This window comes from Chryseobacterium sp. OSA05B (assembly GCF_019970065.1).
Taxonomy (GTDB): Bacteria; Bacteroidota; Bacteroidia; order Flavobacteriales; family Weeksellaceae; genus Chryseobacterium.
Genome location: NZ_JAHXYH010000005.1, coordinates 134357 through 153291, shown reverse-complemented (window position 1 = coordinate 153291; position 18935 = coordinate 134357). Strand labels below are relative to the sequence as shown.

Below are 18935 nucleotides of genomic sequence, written 5' to 3'. Positions count from 1 at the left end.
GGTATTTTTTTTTTGTAGACTTTTAGTTAATTTTGTTGAAAATTTAAAAATTAAAATGGGAAGAGCATTTGAATATAGAAAAGCTTCTAAAATGGCCAGATGGGATAAAATGGCCAAAACTTTTTCTAAGATAGGTAAAGACATTGCATTGGCTGTAAAAGCCGGAGGAACAGATCCTGAAGCCAACCCGGCTTTAAGAAGATGTATCCAAAATGCTAAGGGTGCAAACATGCCTAAAGACAACGTAGAAAGAGCCATCAAAAAAGCAGGTGGTGCTGATGCTGAAAACTATGAAGAAATTACCTATGAAGGATACGGACAAGGTGGAGTAGCATTCTTTGTGGAATGTACAACCAATAATCCAACAAGAACCGTAGCCAACGTAAGAGCGATCTTCAATAAATTTGATGGTAACTTGGGTAAAAATGGAGAACTGGCTTTTATCTTCGACAGAAAAGGTATTTTCAACCTTGATTTATCTCAGATCAAAATGGATTGGGATGATTTCGAAATGGAAATGATTGACGGAGGTGCAGAAGATGTGGAAAAAGATGAAGAGGAAGTAATGATTACGACAGCTTTTGAAGACTTTGGTTCATTGTCACATAAACTGGATGAATTGAAAATTGAAGCAAAAAGCGCAGAACTTCAGAGAATTCCAAACAATATCAAAGAAGTAAATGCAGAACAGTTCAAAGCGAATATGAAAATGCTGGAGCGTTTCGAAGATGATGACGATGTGCAGAACGTGTATCACAATATGGAAATCACAGAAGAGTTGATGAACTCACTGTAAAAAATAATATAGCATTCATATACAGTTAACTTTCAATTAGTTTCTTTGTATAAAACTATGAAAAGAAACGTTGAGTTGGTTGTCATATCGGATGTTCATTTGGGAACTTATGGATGTAAGGCTAAAGAGCTGTTACGGTATCTCAATTCTATCCAGCCAAAAACATTAGTTTTGAACGGTGATATTATCGATATCTGGCAGTTTAAAAAGTCTTACTTCCCTAAACCTCATTTGAAAGTGATTAAAAAGATCCTTTCATTTGCTACCAATAAAAATACACAGGTCTACTACATTACGGGTAACCATGATGAGATGTTCCGGAAGTTTACGGATTTCGAACTGGGAAAACTGAAGGTATGCAATAAGATCTGTCTTGATATCGATCAAAAGAAAACCTGGATATTTCACGGCGATGTTTTCGATGCATCGGTACAGCATTCTAAATGGATTGCAAAGCTGGGTGGAAAAGGCTATGATCTCCTGATTGTCATCAATAACGTTGTCAATTGGTTTCTGGAGAAAATGGGCAGAGAAAAATATTCATTTTCCAAAAAGATCAAAAACAATGTAAAGAAAGCAGTAAAGTATATCGGAGATTTTGAACTGACTGCTTCCGAACTGGCCATCGACAACCACTATGATTATGTAATCTGCGGACATATCCATCAGCCTCAGATCCGTGAAGTTATCAATAAAAAAGGATCATGTACCTATCTGAATTCCGGAGACTGGATCGAAAACCTTTCGGCTCTTGAATACCACGATAAGGAATGGAAAATCTTTTATTACGACGATCACAAAGATTCACTTAAAGATGACGAAGCAGAAGAAATCCAGGATATGGACAGCTCCGAACTTCTGAAAATAGTAACTAATTTTTCTTAAATGAAGGTTTTGTATGCATTTCAAGGAACAGGGAACGGTCATGTTGCCAGAGCACAGGAAATTATTCCTATCCTCAAAAAATATGCTTCGGTAGATACGTTGATCAGTGGCCATCAGTCGCAATTAAAGGCCGATTTTGACATTAATTATCAATACAGAGGCATTTCTCTTCTTTACAACAAAACAGGCGGTTTATCCTATCGCAAAACGTTTACAGAGAATAAATTTCTTGAAGCGGCAAAAACAATTAGGGAATTGGAGCTTTCACAATATGATCTGATCATCAATGATTATGAACCGCTTACCGGATGGGCAGGGAAATTAAAAAAGCTGCCGATGATCGAACTGAGTCATCAGGCTTCCATGAGTTTTGCTGAAACACCGAAGCCAAAACATAAAGATTTTCTGGGTGAACTGATCCTGAAATACTATGTTCCGAGCGAAAGAAAAATAGGTTTCCACTTTGAGAATTATCATCCGCAGATCAAAAAACCTGTGATCAGACATAAAATCCGCAACCTTAATCCTGAGAAAAAAGGCTATTATCTCGTTTATCTTCCAAGTTTTGCAGACGAAAATATCATCAAGGTTCTGAAACAGATTCCGGTACAATGGAAAGTATTTTCAAAACACAGCAAAGTACAGGTGAAGGTGAAAAACGTAGAAGTTTTCCCTATCGACGAGATGCAGTATCTGAAATATTTTGAAAGCTGTGACGGAATCCTTTGCAATGCAGGTTTTGAAACTCCCGCAGAAGCCCTTTTCATGGATAAAAAACTCTTTGTGATCCCGATTCATAACCAATATGAGCAGGAATGCAACGCCTGTGCTCTGGATCTGATGGGTATTCCGAATTCCAAAGCATTAAAACTTCAGGAAATTATGGAATGGGTTGCTTCAGATCATCACTTACAGGTAGATTATCCGGATGATATTGAGGAGATTCTGGTGAAAGATGTTTTAGCTCTTTAAAAAAATATCATCTACATCACTCATCCTGGTCATTACGGCTCGTGCATAAGAACAGTGAGGATAAACCTTCCAGTTGTTTTCTCTTGCAAATTTTATCGCCTCTTCTACCAGATACTTTCCCATTCCACGACCTTCAAATTCAGGGTGTACGAGTACGAATGAAATAATAAATTTACTGTCCTCAGGGAAAATAGTATACGTCAATCTTCCTACTTCTTTGGTTTCGTTATTCAGCATAAATACGCCACCATTTCCTGATTTATTGTTCTCAAATTTCATAATGTTAAGGTTTATATTTAAAGATACAAAAATTGCACCGACAGGGATTTTGGGGATAAGTAATGAATAATAGGTAATGAGTAATGGGGGAAAGTCAATTGTGAATTGTGAATTTGCTTCGCAGTCAATTTTTAACTCGATTAAACTCAAGAACTAATTTTTCTGTAATATTATTAATTGACTATTGACCATTCACTCGCGCACCGAAATTGACTATTGACATTCTCATCAGTTCTCCTTCCCCGTATAGTAATTATAATCCTTGATCACCACATTGATAAACTGTCTTTCCGTCATCTTCTTCGAATCAATTTCCAGTTTTAAAATCCCTTTGATTTTATCCGAAAGTTTGCTGATGATCTGGCGGTCGTCTACTTTCAGCGCTTTGGTGTAATTATCTTTAATAATCCTCATATCATTGTCGCTTAGGGCAATGACCTGAGGGAACGATGGAATATAATCTTCAGTAATATTTTCCAGGATCGTGTGAGAAATATTGATGTTGTTCTTAAGAGAAATCACAGCGGTACCGGAAGCAATATCACCCAGACGCTGATTATTTTTAGAAACAATCATTGAGATTAAACCTACGACACCGGCAGCAGTTGTATCGATCAGGCGGAACATCCATCGGATCAGATAGTCCCCAAAGCTGGCCTGATAGCCGTCAATTTTCACAACGCGGATCTTCATCAGTTTTTTTCCGGGAGTCTGTCCCTCCATAAGGCTTTCCAGAACTACAGGATAAATGTAAACCGGAAAAGTAAGCATAATGTAAACAGCCATGATGGACCATTGATCCAGCCCATCCAATAAATACCCAAGATCAAAAATGTTGAAGAAAAGGTAGAGGACAATAATGACATAAGCCACCTTGATCAGGAAATCGATAATGAAGGCAAGCATTCTTTCTCCGACACTTGCAATATTAAAGTTAATATTTACATTTTGTGAGGTATTTATCGCAATTTGAGACATAATTTTTATTATTTTAGCCTTACAATTATGAGAGAAGTTTATTTCATTAAACAAAATAAAGAAAAATGGTTGGGAATTGAACAGGTTATTCAAGGGAAAGTAAAAAAAAATCCTGATGACCTGTCTTCGCTGTACATCAACCTGATCAATGATCTTTCATTTGCTCAGTCCTATTATCCTAAAAGCAATACTACGGTTTATCTGAATCATTTGTCCTCGCAGATGTTCCAGAAAATTTACAAAACCAAAAGAGTAGAGGAGAACAGGCTGATTTATTTCTTCAAAACAGAAGTTCCCTTGCTGGTCCATCAGTACAGAAGATATCTTTTGTATGCTTTTCTGTTTTTCATTCTTTTTACGGCGATAGGAGTGCTTTCCGGAGCGTACGATAAAGATTTTGCCAATATTATTCTTGGTGAGGAATATGTGAACGAAACCATAGAAAATATTAAAAAAGGAAATGCTGTAGGCGTTTATCAGAGCGGTTCCACATGGGGAAGTACCATTGGGATCATTTTCAATAATATCAGAGTTGGTGCCAGATTATACATTTATGGAGTCACGGGAGGAGTGGGGACATTGTATGCGTTGCTTTCGAACAGTGTCATGCTAGGTTCTTTCCAGTATTTTTTCTATGATTACGGAGCTTTGAAAGACAGTGCAAGAGGAATATGGCTTCACGGTGTTTTTGAGATCTTTGCGATGGTGGTTGAAGCAATGTGCGGATTGATTCTTGGAGCAAGTATCCTGTTTCCGAGAACGTTTTCAAGATTTAATTCTTTTAAAACAGGTTTTAAAGATTCGTTTAAAATTTTCCTGAGTACCATTCCGTTTACCATTTGCGCGGGAATTATTGAAGGGTATGTCACAAGACATGCTTTAAGAATGCCATTGGTTGTCAATTTAACAATAATCATCACCTCACTGGCCATTATAGGATTTTACTATTTCGTTTATCCTTCACTGGTTTATAAAAAAATTAATACCCACACCAATGATGCAGTTTTATAAAAAAAGAGAATTTGGAGCTTTCATCAGTGACAGCTTTAATTTTTTCAAACTATACGGAAAAAATTATTTTAAGAATTATATCCTGATCAACGGGCTGCTGTTAATCTTGACAATCGCTGTGGTGATTTTTGGGTTCAGAGAAATTTTCGGACAATTGATTGGGGGTAATCTCAGTGGTGAAAGTTATTACTTTGAGAAATATTTTTCAGATAATGCCGGAATGCTTACGATAGTGGGAATATTGGTTTTTGTGCTTTTTGTCCTTCTGGGGATTGTCAATTACCTGTATCCTGTTTTTTATATGAAAAGAATCGCTGAAGGAGCTCAAAAGGTAAAAACAGATGAGATCCTTAGTGATTTCAAAACCAATGCAGGACGAATCTTCAAAATGAGCCTCGGAATGCTGTTGATCGTGCTTCCGGTGATTATGATTGTCCTTGGATTTTCTTATCTGCTGCTGCTGATCTTTATAGGATTTTTCCTGATTCTGCTTGTGTATCCTACGGCATTCAATGTTTCGGCATTTTTGATGTACGATTATTTCAATACAAAACGGGGCTTTTTTGAAAGCTTAAGTTATTCCATAAGATCCCAGTTTTCCTATCCGAATGGAAATGAAAAATCTCCCTACTGGAAGTATTGGGGAGCATCCATTATTATGTTCATCATTATGTACATGATAACGTCTGTATTTACATTTGTTCCAATAATATTTATGTACGGGTCCATTCTCACCTCTGCTCCAGATGGGAATTTTGAAGAGAATCCTTTTACGGGAGCAATGGGGATTTTATTATTTTTATTTTATGGGATTTCTATATTGGCAACATTCATACTTTACAATCTGATGTTCATCAATGCGGGGCTGATGTATTATGACAGCAGAACAGACCTTCACACAAAAATTGAACTTGAAGAGATAGAAACTATCGGTATTAATGAATAAATTCCTACTTTTTCTGCTGATCTTTTTCTCCATTTGTCCTGTTTATGCACAGGATGAGGATGGAGGTGAAACGGTGGAAGATTATATCATAGATTCCTTAGGAACGGGACATTACAGGAATATGCTCCGTGCAGATTCTGTGCTGATCCTGAAACCGGTTTCAGAAAATACCCTCTACCCGAAAAAGTTCAAGGAAAATATTCAGTCCAGATATAAAGGAAATGAATTTGATTATTCGGTATCCAAACCGAAAGAGTCTTTCTTCCAAAAGCTGATGCGCAGGATTGACCGGTTTTTACAAAGCATTTTCGGAGAAACCGTTTTTAATAATTCCGCAAAAATAACCACAGTTTTGATCCGCCTGTTTGCCATTATTCTGGTAGGATTTCTTCTTTATTTTATCATTAAATTTCTTCTTGGGAAAGATGGAAATCTGTTCTTCGGAAAGAAAAATAAAAAAATACACATCAATGCGGAAGAGCTTCATGAGAACATCCATGAAATCAATTTCCCGGAAAGTATAACCCAATTTGAAAGGAAAGGAGATCACCGTTCGGCAGTCCGTTATCAGTTTCTGTTTATCCTTAAAAAACTGAGTGATAAAAAACAAATCAACTGGAATCCCGAAAAGACCAATAAAGACTATGTTGCGGAACTGAAAGACGGCAATTTGAAAAGTAAATTTTCAGACCTTTCTTACATCTTTGATTATGTTTGGTACGGAGAATTCAGTATTGATGAAGAAAGCTATCTGAAATTTAAAAACCAGTATCAGGCATTTAAGCCTTAATTAAACTATTAATCATGAAAAAAACCTTCAAAATATATGCTGTGATATTCATCGTTGTGATGGTTATTCTGGCGTTGCTTGAAGTCAATAAAACAGAAAGAATAAGCTGGCGTAAGAATTTCAACATCAATGAGAAATCTCCTTTCGGTCTGTTCGTTTTTAATAATGAGGCCAAAGACCTTTTTAAAAATAACCTGAGAAAAATAGAAGAAGCACCTTACGACTATTACAGCAGGAACAAAAAAGAAGTGCACAATATCGTGGTCATTGAAAAGGAACTGGATAAGCAGTCTTGGAAAAAAATCCTGGATCAGGTGTCAAACGGTTCGGATGCAATGATTCTTGTGAGCCGTGTTCCGAAAGATATTTCAGACACCATCGGCTACCATAGCGCGGATATTTCTTTTGCAGAGGAAAATGTATTGAAGCTTACGGATAAGGAATATCAGAACGATTTTATTAAACTGGATAAATTTCCATCCGGCAGAGGATTTTCATACATCAAACCTAAAGTGGAAGTACTGGGTAAAACCGTGGAAAAAGATAATTCATATCAGGCTAATTTTATTAAAATCAGCTTTGGAAAAGGAACAATCTATGTGCACAGTGAACCGCTATTCCTTACTAATTATTACCTGTTGAAACCGGGAAGTGTAAAATACACTCAGGATGTTTTTTCGTATCTTCAGGATAGGGAAACCATCTGGTTTGTGGAAAATGACACCAAAGTTTCACGCTTCTTTATGAGGTTTGTACTTTCCAATCCGGCATTGAAGTATGCCTGGTGGGTGCTTTTGGGAGGGCTTGTCCTGTTCATTTTCTTTAATGCCAAAAGAAAACAACGGATCGTACCTGTTGTAGAGCCACTGAAAAATACTTCCCTGGATTTTGTAAAAAGCATTGGAAATCTTTACCTTCAGGAAGGAGATTTTCACGATATGATGGCTAAGAAAGGCCAATATTTCCTGAATAAAGTAAGAATGGATTTCCTGATCGATACCCAATATCTGGATGAAGAATTTGCTAAAAAACTTCACCTGAAAACAGGGAAAACACTGGAAATGATCAATGAAGCCATAGCCCTAATTAAAAAAGGTCAGGATCCTTATGCCAACGTCATGAAAGAAGACCTAGCCAGGATGAACAAGCTTCTTGATGACATTTTGAAGTAGTGTAACAATTTAACAATTTAACAATGTAACAATGTAACAATGTAACAATGTAACAATGTAACAATGTAACAATGTAACAATGCATATTGGTAAACTGCCAGACTGATACATTGTTAGATTATAAAAGAAGTAAGAGTCCCAACAGGACGATTTAACAAAAAATCGGATGAAGTCCGATAGATTAAACCCAGATAGATTAGACCTCATAGACTAAAAACCACAGATAGAAAATTATGGAAAACCTTGAAAATCAAAACTTAGAAAATCAAAGTTCTATAAATCTAAATAAAAAAGAAGATCAGTTTCAGTCGAGAATTGATATGATTGAGCTTCGTGCCAGCTTAGAAAAAGTAAAAGCTGAAATAGCGAAAGTAATTGTCGGTCAGGAAAGCATGATCGAGCATCTTATTGCGGCGCTTCTATCAAACGGGCATGTCCTGATTGAAGGAGTTCCGGGAGTGGCGAAGACCATTACGGCAAAGCTACTTGCCAAAACAATAGATGTAGGCTTCAGCAGAATCCAGTTTACACCGGATCTTATGCCTTCTGATATTTTGGGAACTTCAGTTTTCAGTGTAAAAAACTCTGAATTTGAATTTAAAAAAGGCCCGATCTTTTCCAGTTTTATATTAATTGACGAGATCAACAGATCCCCGGCGAAAACTCAGGCAGCTTTGTTTGAGGTCATGGAAGAAAGACAGATCACAATGGATGGAATCCGCTATATAATGGATGAGCCATTCCTGGTAGTGGCTACCCAAAACCCAATAGAGCATGAAGGAACTTACAGGCTTCCCGAAGCCCAGCTGGATCGTTTTCTGTTCAAAATCAATGTAGGATATCCGAATCTTGAACAGGAGATCGCCATCATCAGAAATCAGCACGAAATTGGAAAAGAAGACAAAACAGAAGGAGTAAACCGTGTTATTACTGCAGAGCAATTAAAAAGCTATCAGAATCTGGTAAAAGAGATTATTGTAGAAGCCCAGCTGATGGAATATATTGCGAAAATCATCGTCAATACAAGAGAAAACCAATTTCTGTATCTGGGAGCTTCTCCAAGAGCTTCCCTGGCATTGCTTACAGCTTCAAAATCGTTCGCAGCCATGAGAGGAAGAGACTTTGTAACCCCTGAAGATATCAAAGAAGCAAGCTACGCAGTATTAAGACACAGAGTAATCGTTTCTCCTGAACGCGAAATGGAAGGCTTAACGGCAGATGAAATTATACGTCAGATCTTAGAGGGAATAGAGATTCCCAGGTAGATCGTAGGGATTAGGGTTTAGGTCAAACAGGTATTATTTATCGGAGTTGAGTCCCTAGTTCCTAAATCCTATCCCCTAATCCCTTAAAAAAATGAAAAACCTATACATCAATACACGATTTTTCTTTTCGCTCATTGGAGTGGGGGTACTGTATGTCCTTGCTTTTTTCTTTCCGGTTCTGATGTGGGCAGCGCATATTATGCTTCTCATCTGCGTTCTGGCCGCAATGATCGATTATCTTTTGTTGTTTAATCAGAAAAAAGGAGTACTTGCCCAGAGAATACTTCCGGAAAAACTATCGAACGGGGATGAAAATTTTGTGAAGATTGATATTAAAAATAATTACAGTTTTAAGATCAGCACAAAGATTATCGATGAGATTCCGTTTCAGTTTCAGAAAAGGGATTTTTTAATTAAAAAAAACATAGAACCCGGTAGAAATACCTATTTCCAGTACAGTCTGGAACCCAAAGAAAGGGGAGAGTACAGTTTCGGAAACCTGAATGTGTATGTTTCTTCACCATTAGGATTCGTTTCAAAGAGATTTAATTTCCAGAAAGATGCAATCCTGCCCTCTTATCCGTCTTTTGTACACCTCAGAAAATATGAACTGATGGCACTGCAGAGTGAATTTATGCTTGGTGGAATCAAGAAGATCAGAAAATTGGGGCATACTATGGAATTTGAGCAGATCAAAGAATATGTTCCCGGAGATGATATAAGAACCATCAATTGGAAAGCTACGTCTAAGACCAACCGATTAATGGTGAATCAGTTTCAGGATGAAAGATCACAGCGAATTTTTATCCTGATCGATAAAGGGAGGACCATGAAAATGCCTTTCAACGGGCTGAGCCTGCTGGATTATTCTATTAATGCTGCCATGGCTCTGTCTCATATTATCCTTAAGAAAGGGGACCGTGCCGGAATGATGACCTTCTCTAAAAAGACAGAAAATAAAGTCGCTGCGGAAAATAAATCGGGGCAGCTGAGAAAGATCTCAGAAGCTTTGTATAACATTAAAACAGACTTTTTTGAAAGTGATTTCAACCGCCTTTATCAGGATGTGAAATATTCTCTGAACCAGCGAAGTCTTGTCCTGCTGTTTACCAATTTTGAAACGCTTGATGGATTAAACCGTCAGTTGAAATACCTCCGCGGAATAGCCAAAAACCATCTTTTGGTGGTTGTATTTTTCAAAAACTCAGAACTGCAGACCCTTATTCAGAAAAATCCTGAAAATATGCAGGAGATTTACGATGAAATCGTGGCAGAAAAATTTGAGTTTGAAAAGAAGCTGATCATTCAGGAACTAAGGAAATATGGGATTTACACGGTGTATACCTTACCTGAGAATTTAAATATCGACGTTATCAATAAATATCTTGAGATAAAAGCGCGGGGAATTTTATAATTTTGCATTGATCATAAATCTAATCACTCCGGTTCTGTTCAGAGAGCCGAAGAATCTTACAACAAAATTCGAAAATGAAAATAACACTAAACAGAATTAACGACGATTTTTTATTTGAGTGTACCAATTCACAGGGAAATTCAATTCTCTTAGACAATACCTCACAGCCCGGAGCTAAAGGCGTTTCTCCGATGGAAAGCGTGTTGATGGCTGTTGCCGGCTGCAGCGGAATAGATGTTGTAGCTATCCTGAAAAAACAACGTCAGGAAATCACAGGTTTTCAGGCAGAAGTGGAAGGGGAGAGAGTTCCGGTAGAAGATGCAAAACCTTTTAAATCTATTAAGGTGAGGTTTCTTCTGGAAGGAAATATTGACCCTAAAAAAGCATTAAAAGCTGCTCAGTTATCTTTTGAGAAATACTGTTCCGTGTCAAAAACTTTAGAACCGAATGTAGAAATCGGATACGAAGTTCTTGTGAACGGAGAGAAAGTTTAAATATTTTTTTAATTGATTATAAGCGGCCGGCCCATTCGGGCCGGCCGCTGCCTTTATACTGTTAATCTTGGTTTCATAAGTTTGGCTACCGTTGCCGTCCACCCTGTCTGATGGGAAGCGCCTACGCCACGGCCGTTGTCTCCATGGAAATATTCAAAGAAGGTGATATAGTCCCTGAAATGTTCATCGTAATTAAACTTGGCATTTCCTCCATTAAAAGGTCTTTGTCCGTCTTCATCTTTTAAAAATAACGAACAGAGTCTGCGGCTGATATTCTGAGCCACTTCATCAAGATTCTTTTTCTCACCGCTTCCCGTCGGGAATTCAACTTTTAAGCTGTTGCCATAATAAAAATGGAAACGCTGTAAACTTTCCACAATCAGGAAATTGATCGGGAACCAAATGGGGCCGCGCCAGTTACTGTTTCCTCCGAACATTCGGCTGTCGCTTTCTGCAGGAGTATAATAAACCACATTTTCTGTACCGTGAACTGAGAATACGAACGGATTTTCCTCATATACTTTTGACATAGCCCGGATTCCGTAAGAACTCAAAAATTCATTTTCATCAAGCATTCTCCTCAACACCTTCGTCAATCTGTTCTTACGCAGAATACTCATCAGGTGTTTTCTGCCCTGCCCTTCCTCGTCCCAGTGGGAAACAAGCTTTGTAAGCTCAGGTTTATTCTTTAAAACCCATTCCATTCTTGCCTGAAAATTGGGCATCTTATCCAGTAATTTGTGATCTATGATTTCAACGGCAAACATAGGAATCAGCCCTACAATACTTCTTAATTTCAGAGAAACGCTTTCTCCGTTACCAAGCTGCAGCACATCATAGAAAAAGCCGTCTTCCTCATTCCATAAGCCGTCTTTGCCATCTCCCAGATTCTCCATGGCTTCCGCGATATACAGATAATGCTCAAAAAACTTGATCGCCATATCCTCATACACCTGATAATACTGCGCAAGTTCCATGGCAATTCGCATCATATTAAGCGCGTACATAGCCATCCAGCTGGTTCCGTCGGCTTGTTCCAGATGCTGGCCATCTTTCAGTTCCATATTCCGGTCGAAAGCTCCGATATTATCCAGTCCAAGGAAACCGCCGCCAAAAATATTATTACCGCTTTGGTCCTTTCGGTTCACCCACCATGTGAAATTCAGGAGAAGTTTCTGGAAAACTTTCTCGAGAAATAAAAGGTCAGGTTTACCATTCTGCTTTTCATCAATTTTAAAAACCCTGAAGCAAGACCATGCATGGACCGGCGGATTCACATCGCTCAGATTCCATTCATAGGCAGGAAGCTGGCCGTTAGGGTGCATATACCATTCTTTCGTTAACAGTAGAAGCTGTCCCTTTGCAAATTCACCGTCAATGATGGAAAAAGGCACGCAGTGAAATGCCAGATCCCAGGTTGCATACCATGGATACTCCCATTTATCGGGCATAGAGATGATATCTTTATTGTGAAGATGATTCCATTCCGTGTTTCTTACATAATCATTGAAATTTCTCGGAGCCTGATGATTGGGATCACCTTTCAGCCATTTTCCAACGTTATAGTGATAAAACTGCTTATTCCATAAAAGCCCTGCAAAAGCCTGTCTCTGTACATTTCTTTCATCTTCGTTGGTGGTTTCACTCTGAATTTCTTTGTAAAACTCATTGGTTTCGGCAGTTCTTGCTGCGAAAATTTCGTCAAATTTTTCAAAAGGTTCATCAAGCTCATCTGGGCATAATCTGAAATCAAAAGTTTTTGACTGTCCTGCTCCGATGACCTCATCAATAATAAATGAAGCCTTAGTCCCTCTTTTTTCCGGATTCACCGTATTGCTTCCGTAAATAATATGATCATTGATTCCATCCTTAAAATAAGTATTCCCGGTGTACGGCGTACCATATAATTTCGGTGTGTTTGTTTCATTTTCGCAGAAAGCACTTTTGGCAGCCAGATTTCTTGAATACAGCTTTTTGATCGAAATACTGTCGTGATTGATATCAATGCATCCGTCGTACGAAGCATTCAATTGGGCTTTGTAGGTATTATAACCCCATTTCCAGTTATTCCTGAACCATGCTGTCGGAGCAATCACGATCGGAGCCTCCTGACGGCTTCTGTTATGAACCGTTACCCTTGCCAGAATATCATTGTGATCTGCCTTACAGTATTCAATGAAAATATCGAAATACTCATCATTGTCGAAAATTCCCGTATCAAAAATTTCATATTCAGGTTCCTTTTTGCTGCGTCTGCCGTTTTCAGCAACGAGATCATCATAAGGAAATGCATTGATCGGATATTTATACACCATCTTCATATAGCTGTGAGTAGGTGTATTATCCAGGTAATAAAAGATTTCTTTAATATCTTCTCCGTGATTCCCCTGAGGATTGCTCAGTCCGAAGAAACGTTCTTTTACTATTTTATCTTTTTTGTTCCAGAATGCAAAAGCAAAACAGAAAATCTGCTTCACATCAGAGATTCCTGCGATACCTTCTTCTCCCCATCGGTAAGCGTAGCTTTCGGCATTATTGTGATTCGCGTAGTGCCAGGCATTTCCGTTCGGGCTGTAGTCTTCACGAACATTTCCCCACTGGCGGTTACTGACGTATGGGCCCCAGTTTTTCCATTGGGTATCTTGTAATCTTTCTTTTTCAACAGTCATATTTCATCATTTTTTCAATACGAAGTTAGTTTTTTTGAAAAATAATTCCAATTCCTTTCATCTGAAGAATTCTTAACACAGCCTTGAAACAGTTATGGTTAGAGACTTTTTAAATATTAAATATTTTTTCTTTTTTAATTTAAAAGAAAAGACATATCTTTGCAGAGCGTTCATTCAAATATTGAAAATGTTATCAAGAAAGGTTGAGGGATTAGACCCTATGAAACCTTAGCAACCCTTTGTGCAAACAGAGAAGGTGCTACGTTCTACCAATTTATTTTGGACAGATAACTTACTGAAGTTCTTTTCAGCCATTTCCTGTGGCATTTTCAATTGTATTAAAATAATAATAGAATTGAAAACAGAACTAAACTATATAAATCTTTCGTATCAGACTTATTCCCAAAAGGAATACCATATCCCGTTGACTTATCAGATCTTCGGGAAAGACCTGTTTACAGCACCTGTTATATTGATCAATCATGCCTTAACCGGGAATTCAAATGTTTCCGGAGAAAAAGGATGGTGGAAACAACTGATTGGTGAAAATCAGGTGATCGATACGAATCAATACACAGTTCTCTGTTTCAATATTCCCGGAAACGGATTTGATCATTTTTTAATTGACGACTACGAAGACTTCACGCCTTCAGATATTGCTGAAATATTTCTGAAAGGACTCGAAGCTTTACATATCAAAAATTTATATGCCATTATTGGAGGCTCTCTCGGAGGAGGAATCGCCTGGGAAATGCTTGCCAAGAAGCCAGAGCTTGCAGAGGTTTTTATCCCGATTGCCTGCGACTTCAGAACCCACGACTGGCTTCACGCGCAGTGCTTGATTCAGAAATTTCTATTAAACGGAAACGATGAACCCCTGCAGAAAGCGAGAATACACGCCATGTTGTGTTACAGAACTCCACAGTCCCTAAACGACAGATTTCAAAACAGATACCATCAGGAAAGCAAGCGATTGGAGTCAGAAGACTGGCTCATTTATCACGGAAATTCATTAAACGATAGATTTAGTTTAAAATCTTACAAGCTGATGAACCATCTCCTTATGAATATCAATACCTATGAAAACCAGCTGGAAAAAATCAGCGCACGAATGCACCTGATCGCTGTAGATACAGATTTATTTTTTCCGGCTTCAGAAATTCGAATGTGCTTTGAACAGTTGAAAGAGAAAAATAAAGAGGTTTTCTATCATGAAATACAGTCAATTCACGGGCATGATGCCTTCTTAATGGAATACGAACAATTAAATAATATCATCAACAATATTTTCAGAATGAACAGAAGCGAAAGCGAAATTCCATCTGATAATAACAAACAAAAAGTAAAGAACAGATGAAAAATGCGAACGAAATAAAGTTTTTAAAAAACAGATCGATCATCAAGTTTGAAGGAGAAGATTTCCTAGGGGAAATAGGAATCGACGGAAGAATTTTTAAAGCGCTTACGTTAGCGCGAATCAGTGTAGGAGTAATCTCCCAGCAGGCTATTGAAAACGGGCTTTCTATTCTGGTCAATGAAGCTGATGCAGAAAAAGCAGTGGCCTGCCTGATTGATGAATTTGAAGCAGAAAGAAAATCAGGAAAAGTTTCTCAGATCTATAGCATTAATAATGTTTCCGTCCTTGGTTTTGTAGCGGAAGATTTCAATAAAGTTTTAACAGAACTGGCAAGAAACAATGTTTTCCCGCTTTTATTAAATCAAGTTGCAGGAGAAAACAGAGTCAATATCGTAGTGACCTCTTCACAGGATGAGAAGACCAAGAATGTTATCGAATCCGAAATTTTCAAAAAGCCAAAAACTGTTCATCTGGCGATTATTGGTCACGGAAATGTAGGAAAGACTTTAATAGAACAGGTTTTACGGTCTTCGGAAGAAATTAAAAGACGTAAAAAGATAGATCTTAAAGTAGTTGCAGTAGCAAATTCAAGAAAAATTGCATTCAATAAAAAAGGTTTTGATGCAAATTGGAATGATGAAGTTTTAACGGCAGAACACCCTTCAAATGTTGAAGAACTGATCAACTTCTCAAAAGAAAATCAGCTGGAAAATCTTATCGTAGTAGACAACACAGCGAGCAAAGATTTTGTGAAAAACTATCACGCGCTGGCTGAAAATGGGTTTGACCTTGTTTCTTCTAACAAAATTTTCAACACTCTTCCAATAGAAGAATACCGTAAACTAAGATATACGTTGAGCAAAAATAACAGACGCTATCTGTATGAAACCAATGTAGGAGCGGGACTTCCATTAATTGATACCATCAAATTATTACACCTCTCAGGAGAAAATATTACCCGAATCAAAGGAGTATTCTCCGGTTCATTAAGCTATATCTTCAATAATTTCTCTGTGAGAAACGATAAGTTTTCAACCATTATCGGAGAAGCAATGGAAAAAGGATATACAGAACCGGATCCACGTGAAGACCTTTCCGGAAACGATGTAGCAAGAAAGCTTCTGATTCTCGCCAGAGAATTAGACCTGATCAATGAATTCCAGGATATCAACATTCAGAATTTAATTCCCGAAGACCTTTTGGCTGTTGATAAAAATGAATTTATCTCAAGACTGGATGAACTGGATGAAGAATATAAGAAAATCAAAGAAGAGCAGGAACCGGGCCACGTGCTTCGTTATGTAGGAGATCTTCATGGAGATCTTCAGAAAGAGAAAGGCCAGCTGGATGTAAAACTGGTTTCCGTACCGGGAAGTTCTGCTTTAGGACAGCTGAAAGGCTCAGATTCCATCTTTGAAATCTACACAGAAAGTTATGGTGAAAACCCAATTGTCATCATGGGAGCCGGTGCCGGAGCTCAGGTAACCGCAAGAGGCGTTTTCGGTGATATCTTAAGAGTAAGTGAAACTAAATAATATTAATAATGTAAAAATATAGCAATGTAACAGTCTAGCAATCATTGGTACATTGTTATATTGATTCATTGATAATTAAACTATATGGAAAATTTTGAAACCTCAGCAATAAGAACCCAAACTGAAAGAACGCAGTTTGACGAACATTCCACACCATTATATCTTACATCCAGCTTTATTTTCCAGGATGCGGAAGATATGAGAGCGAGCTTTGCTGAAGAGAAATCTAAAAACCTGTACAGCCGTTTTTCTAACCCGAATGTAACGGAATTCACAGATAAAATCGTAAAAATGGAAGGCGCAGAAGCAGGATATGCATTTGCAACAGGAATGGCGGCTATTTATTCTACGTTTGCCACTTTACTGGATGCGGGCGATCATATTGTAAGCTGCCAGTCGGTTTTTGGTTCTACTCATACCTTATTTACGAAATATTTCCCGAAATGGAATATCGAAACAACGTATTTCAAAGCAGAGGATGCGGAAAATGTTGAACAGTATATTAAACCCAATACTAAAATCTTATATCTTGAAACGCCTACCAATCCGGCTATTGAAATCCTGGATCTTGAGTTTTTCGGGAAAATCGCGAAAAAACATAATCTTATATTTATTGTAGATAACTGTTTTGCAACACCTTATCTGCAACAGCCGATAAAATATGGTGCAGATGTTGTTGTACATTCTGCAACGAAATTAATTGACGGACAGGGTAGAGTATTAGGAGGTGTAGCTGTAGGAAAAGAGGATCTGATCAGAGAAATTTATCTTTTTGCAAGAAATACGGGACCCGCGATGTCACCTTTCAATGCATGGGTTTTATCGAAAAGTCTGGAGACACTGGCTATCCGTGTGGAAAAACACTGTGAAAATGCTTTGAAGGTTGCTGAGTTTTTGGAAAGTCATCCGAATGTAGAATTGGTAAAATATCCTTTCCTGAAATCCCATCCGAGTTATGAGATTGCGAAAAAGCAGATGAAGCTGGGCGGAAACATCGTAGCCTTTGAAATTAAAGGAGGGATAGAAGGCGGAAGAAACTTCCTGGACAAAATAAAGATGTGTTCCCTTTCTGCCAATTTGGGAGATACGAGAACCATCGTTACGCATCCTGCATCCACAACCCATTCAAAGCTGACCGAGGATGAAAGAAATGAAGTGGGCATTACAGCAGGTCTTGTCCGTTGTTCAGTAGGTCTGGAATTTATAGACGATATCATTACAGATCTGAAACAGGCTTTAGATTAATTTGTAGAAATATTTTAGCCGGTTCAGATTATTTGTTTGAAATAAATCAACGAGTCCCAAAGGGACGATTTAACAAAGGATAGGACATCGTCCTATTTATCATATCAAAAACATATGAAAAATTCAGAGCAATTATATAAAGCAATATCAGAGAGAATTTTAATTCTCGATGGCGCAATGGGAACCATGCTTCAGCGCTACAAATTTGAGGAAGAAGACTACCGAGGAGAACGTTTCAAAAACTGGGAACATCCGGTAAAAGGAAATAATGACCTTCTTTCCCTGACACAGCCTCAGGCAATCGAAGAAGTTCACAGGAAATATCTGGAAGCCGGAGCAGACATTCTCGAAACCAATACATTTTCGGGAACCACCATTGCAATGGCAGATTATCACATGGAAGAACTGGTATACGAACTGAACTATGAGTCTGCGAAGATTGCCAGAAAAGTATGTGATGAATTTACCGCTCAAAATCCGGATAAACCGAGATTTGTGGCTGGCTCCATCGGACCTACCAACAGAACGGCAAGTTTAAGTCCGGACGTTAATGATCCTGGATATAGAGCAATTACTTTTGAAGAATTGAGAGTGGCTTATAAACAACAGTGTGAAGCTTTACTGGACGGAGGTTCAGACATTCTTTTGGTCGAAACCATTTTCGATACCCTGAATGCAAAAGCAGCTTTGTTTGCCATTGATGAACTTCAGGATGAAAGAAATATAGAAATTCCAATCATGGTTTCAGGAACCATTACCGATGCTTCAGGAAGAACATTGAGCGGGCAGACGGCAGAAGCTTTTCTGATCTCAGTTTCACATCTGAATTTATTAAGTGTAGGATTTAACTGTGCCTTAGGTGCGGATCAGCTTACTCCTTATCTGGAAACCCTGGCTCATAATTCAGAGTTTTATGTTTCCGCTTATCCGAATGCCGGACTTCCGAATGCTTTCGGGAAATATGATGAAACTCCGGAAGATATGGCCAGACAGATCAAAGAATATGTAGAGAAAGGATTGATCAATATTATTGGGGGATGTTGCGGAACGACTCCGGATCATATCAAAGCGATTTCAGATCTGGTGGCACAATATCCGCCAAGAAAAACGAAAGAGTTTGTATAATC

Annotated in this window: 17 protein-coding genes and 1 riboswitch; of the genes, 14 read left to right on the top strand and 3 right to left on the bottom strand. The window is 38.1% G+C overall.

Annotated elements, in window-relative coordinates:
- The first annotated feature begins 55 nt into the window (after nucleotides 1-55).
- From LC419_RS18810 to LC419_RS18800, 3 genes are read left to right on the top strand one after another with little or no spacing between them, the layout of a single operon-like run.
- Nucleotides 56-796 carry a YebC/PmpR family DNA-binding transcriptional regulator gene (locus tag LC419_RS18810; protein WP_223608801.1) on the top strand — a complete coding sequence of 247 codons (741 nt, stop codon included), beginning with the start codon at nucleotides 56-58 and terminating at the stop codon, nucleotides 794-796.
- Nucleotides 797-853: 57 nt separating this feature from the next.
- Nucleotides 854-1681 carry a UDP-2,3-diacylglucosamine diphosphatase gene (locus LC419_RS18805; RefSeq protein WP_223608800.1) on the top strand — a complete coding sequence of 276 codons (828 nt, stop codon included), beginning with the start codon at nucleotides 854-856 and terminating at the stop codon, nucleotides 1679-1681.
- The gene (locus tag LC419_RS18800; protein WP_223608799.1) at nucleotides 1682-2653 is read left to right on the top strand and encodes a glycosyltransferase family protein; all 972 of its coding nucleotides are present in this window, start codon (nucleotides 1682-1684) and stop codon (nucleotides 2651-2653) included.
- Here LC419_RS18800 and LC419_RS18795 read toward each other — a convergent pair.
- Complete coding sequence (locus LC419_RS18795; protein WP_223608798.1) at nucleotides 2642-2932, bottom strand: GNAT family N-acetyltransferase; 291 nt, start codon at nucleotides 2930-2932, stop codon at nucleotides 2642-2644. The genes LC419_RS18800 and LC419_RS18795 overlap by 12 nt on opposite strands.
- Before the next feature lie 228 nt (nucleotides 2933-3160).
- A complete protein-coding gene (locus LC419_RS18790) occupies nucleotides 3161-3910 on the bottom strand; it encodes an RDD family protein (RefSeq protein ID WP_223608797.1) in 750 nt (249 codons plus the stop codon).
- A gap of 27 nt (nucleotides 3911-3937) precedes the next feature.
- Here LC419_RS18790 and LC419_RS18785 point away from each other — a divergent pair, with 27 nt between their 5' ends.
- From LC419_RS18785 to LC419_RS18755, 7 genes are all read left to right on the top strand, one after another.
- A complete protein-coding gene (locus tag LC419_RS18785; protein ID WP_223608796.1) occupies nucleotides 3938-4921 on the top strand; it encodes a stage II sporulation protein M in 984 nt (327 codons plus the stop codon).
- Nucleotides 4905-5867: a DUF4013 domain-containing protein gene (locus tag LC419_RS18780; RefSeq protein WP_223608795.1), complete on the top strand. Its 963-nt coding sequence runs from the start codon at nucleotides 4905-4907 to the stop codon at nucleotides 5865-5867. Before LC419_RS18785 ends, LC419_RS18780 begins: the two co-directional genes overlap by 17 nt.
- Nucleotides 5860-6657, top strand: a complete 798-nt coding sequence (locus LC419_RS18775; RefSeq protein WP_223608794.1) for a DUF4129 domain-containing protein — start codon at nucleotides 5860-5862, stop codon at nucleotides 6655-6657. The genes LC419_RS18780 and LC419_RS18775 overlap by 8 nt, the downstream gene beginning before the upstream one ends.
- Nucleotides 6658-6671: 14 nt before the next feature.
- Nucleotides 6672-7829, top strand: coding sequence for a hypothetical protein (locus LC419_RS18770; protein ID WP_223608793.1), 1158 nt, complete (start codon nucleotides 6672-6674; stop codon nucleotides 7827-7829).
- Nucleotides 7830-8062: 233 nt separating this feature from the next.
- Complete coding sequence (locus tag LC419_RS18765) at nucleotides 8063-9094, top strand: MoxR family ATPase (RefSeq protein WP_223608792.1); 1032 nt, start codon at nucleotides 8063-8065, stop codon at nucleotides 9092-9094.
- 91 nt (nucleotides 9095-9185) lie between these two features.
- Nucleotides 9186-10508 carry a DUF58 domain-containing protein gene (locus LC419_RS18760; RefSeq protein WP_223608791.1) on the top strand — a complete coding sequence of 441 codons (1323 nt, stop codon included), beginning with the start codon at nucleotides 9186-9188 and terminating at the stop codon, nucleotides 10506-10508.
- A 74-nt stretch (nucleotides 10509-10582) separates the two neighbouring features.
- Nucleotides 10583-11002 (top strand): OsmC family protein, encoded by a 420-nt coding sequence (locus tag LC419_RS18755; RefSeq protein ID WP_223608790.1) that lies wholly within the window; start codon nucleotides 10583-10585, stop codon nucleotides 11000-11002.
- 53 nt (nucleotides 11003-11055) lie between these two features.
- Here the strand turns inward: LC419_RS18755 and LC419_RS18750 are convergent, their stop codons facing one another.
- A complete protein-coding gene (locus LC419_RS18750) occupies nucleotides 11056-13671 on the bottom strand; it encodes a glucosidase (protein WP_223608789.1) in 2616 nt (871 codons plus the stop codon).
- Nucleotides 13672-13858: 187 nt separating this feature from the next.
- Nucleotides 13859-13965: riboswitch (SAM riboswitch) on the top strand.
- A 61-nt stretch (nucleotides 13966-14026) separates the two neighbouring features.
- On the opposite strand from LC419_RS18750, the gene LC419_RS18745 reads away from it, so the two are divergent.
- The 4 genes from LC419_RS18745 to LC419_RS18730 all read left to right on the top strand — a co-directional run bounded on the left by LC419_RS18745 (nucleotide 14027) and on the right by LC419_RS18730 (nucleotide 18933).
- Nucleotides 14027-15028 (top strand): alpha/beta fold hydrolase, encoded by a 1002-nt coding sequence (locus LC419_RS18745; RefSeq protein ID WP_223608788.1) that lies wholly within the window; start codon nucleotides 14027-14029, stop codon nucleotides 15026-15028.
- Complete coding sequence (locus LC419_RS18740) at nucleotides 15025-16563, top strand: NAD(P)-binding domain-containing protein (protein WP_223608787.1); 1539 nt, start codon at nucleotides 15025-15027, stop codon at nucleotides 16561-16563. The genes LC419_RS18745 and LC419_RS18740 overlap by 4 nt, the downstream gene beginning before the upstream one ends.
- Nucleotides 16564-16647: 84 nt before the next feature.
- Nucleotides 16648-17808, top strand: coding sequence for an O-succinylhomoserine sulfhydrylase (locus tag LC419_RS18735; protein ID WP_223608786.1), 1161 nt, complete (start codon nucleotides 16648-16650; stop codon nucleotides 17806-17808).
- Between the two features lie 114 nt (nucleotides 17809-17922).
- The gene (locus LC419_RS18730; protein WP_223608785.1) at nucleotides 17923-18933 is read left to right on the top strand and encodes a homocysteine S-methyltransferase family protein; all 1011 of its coding nucleotides are present in this window, start codon (nucleotides 17923-17925) and stop codon (nucleotides 18931-18933) included.
- Nucleotides 18934-18935 lie beyond the last annotated feature (2 nt).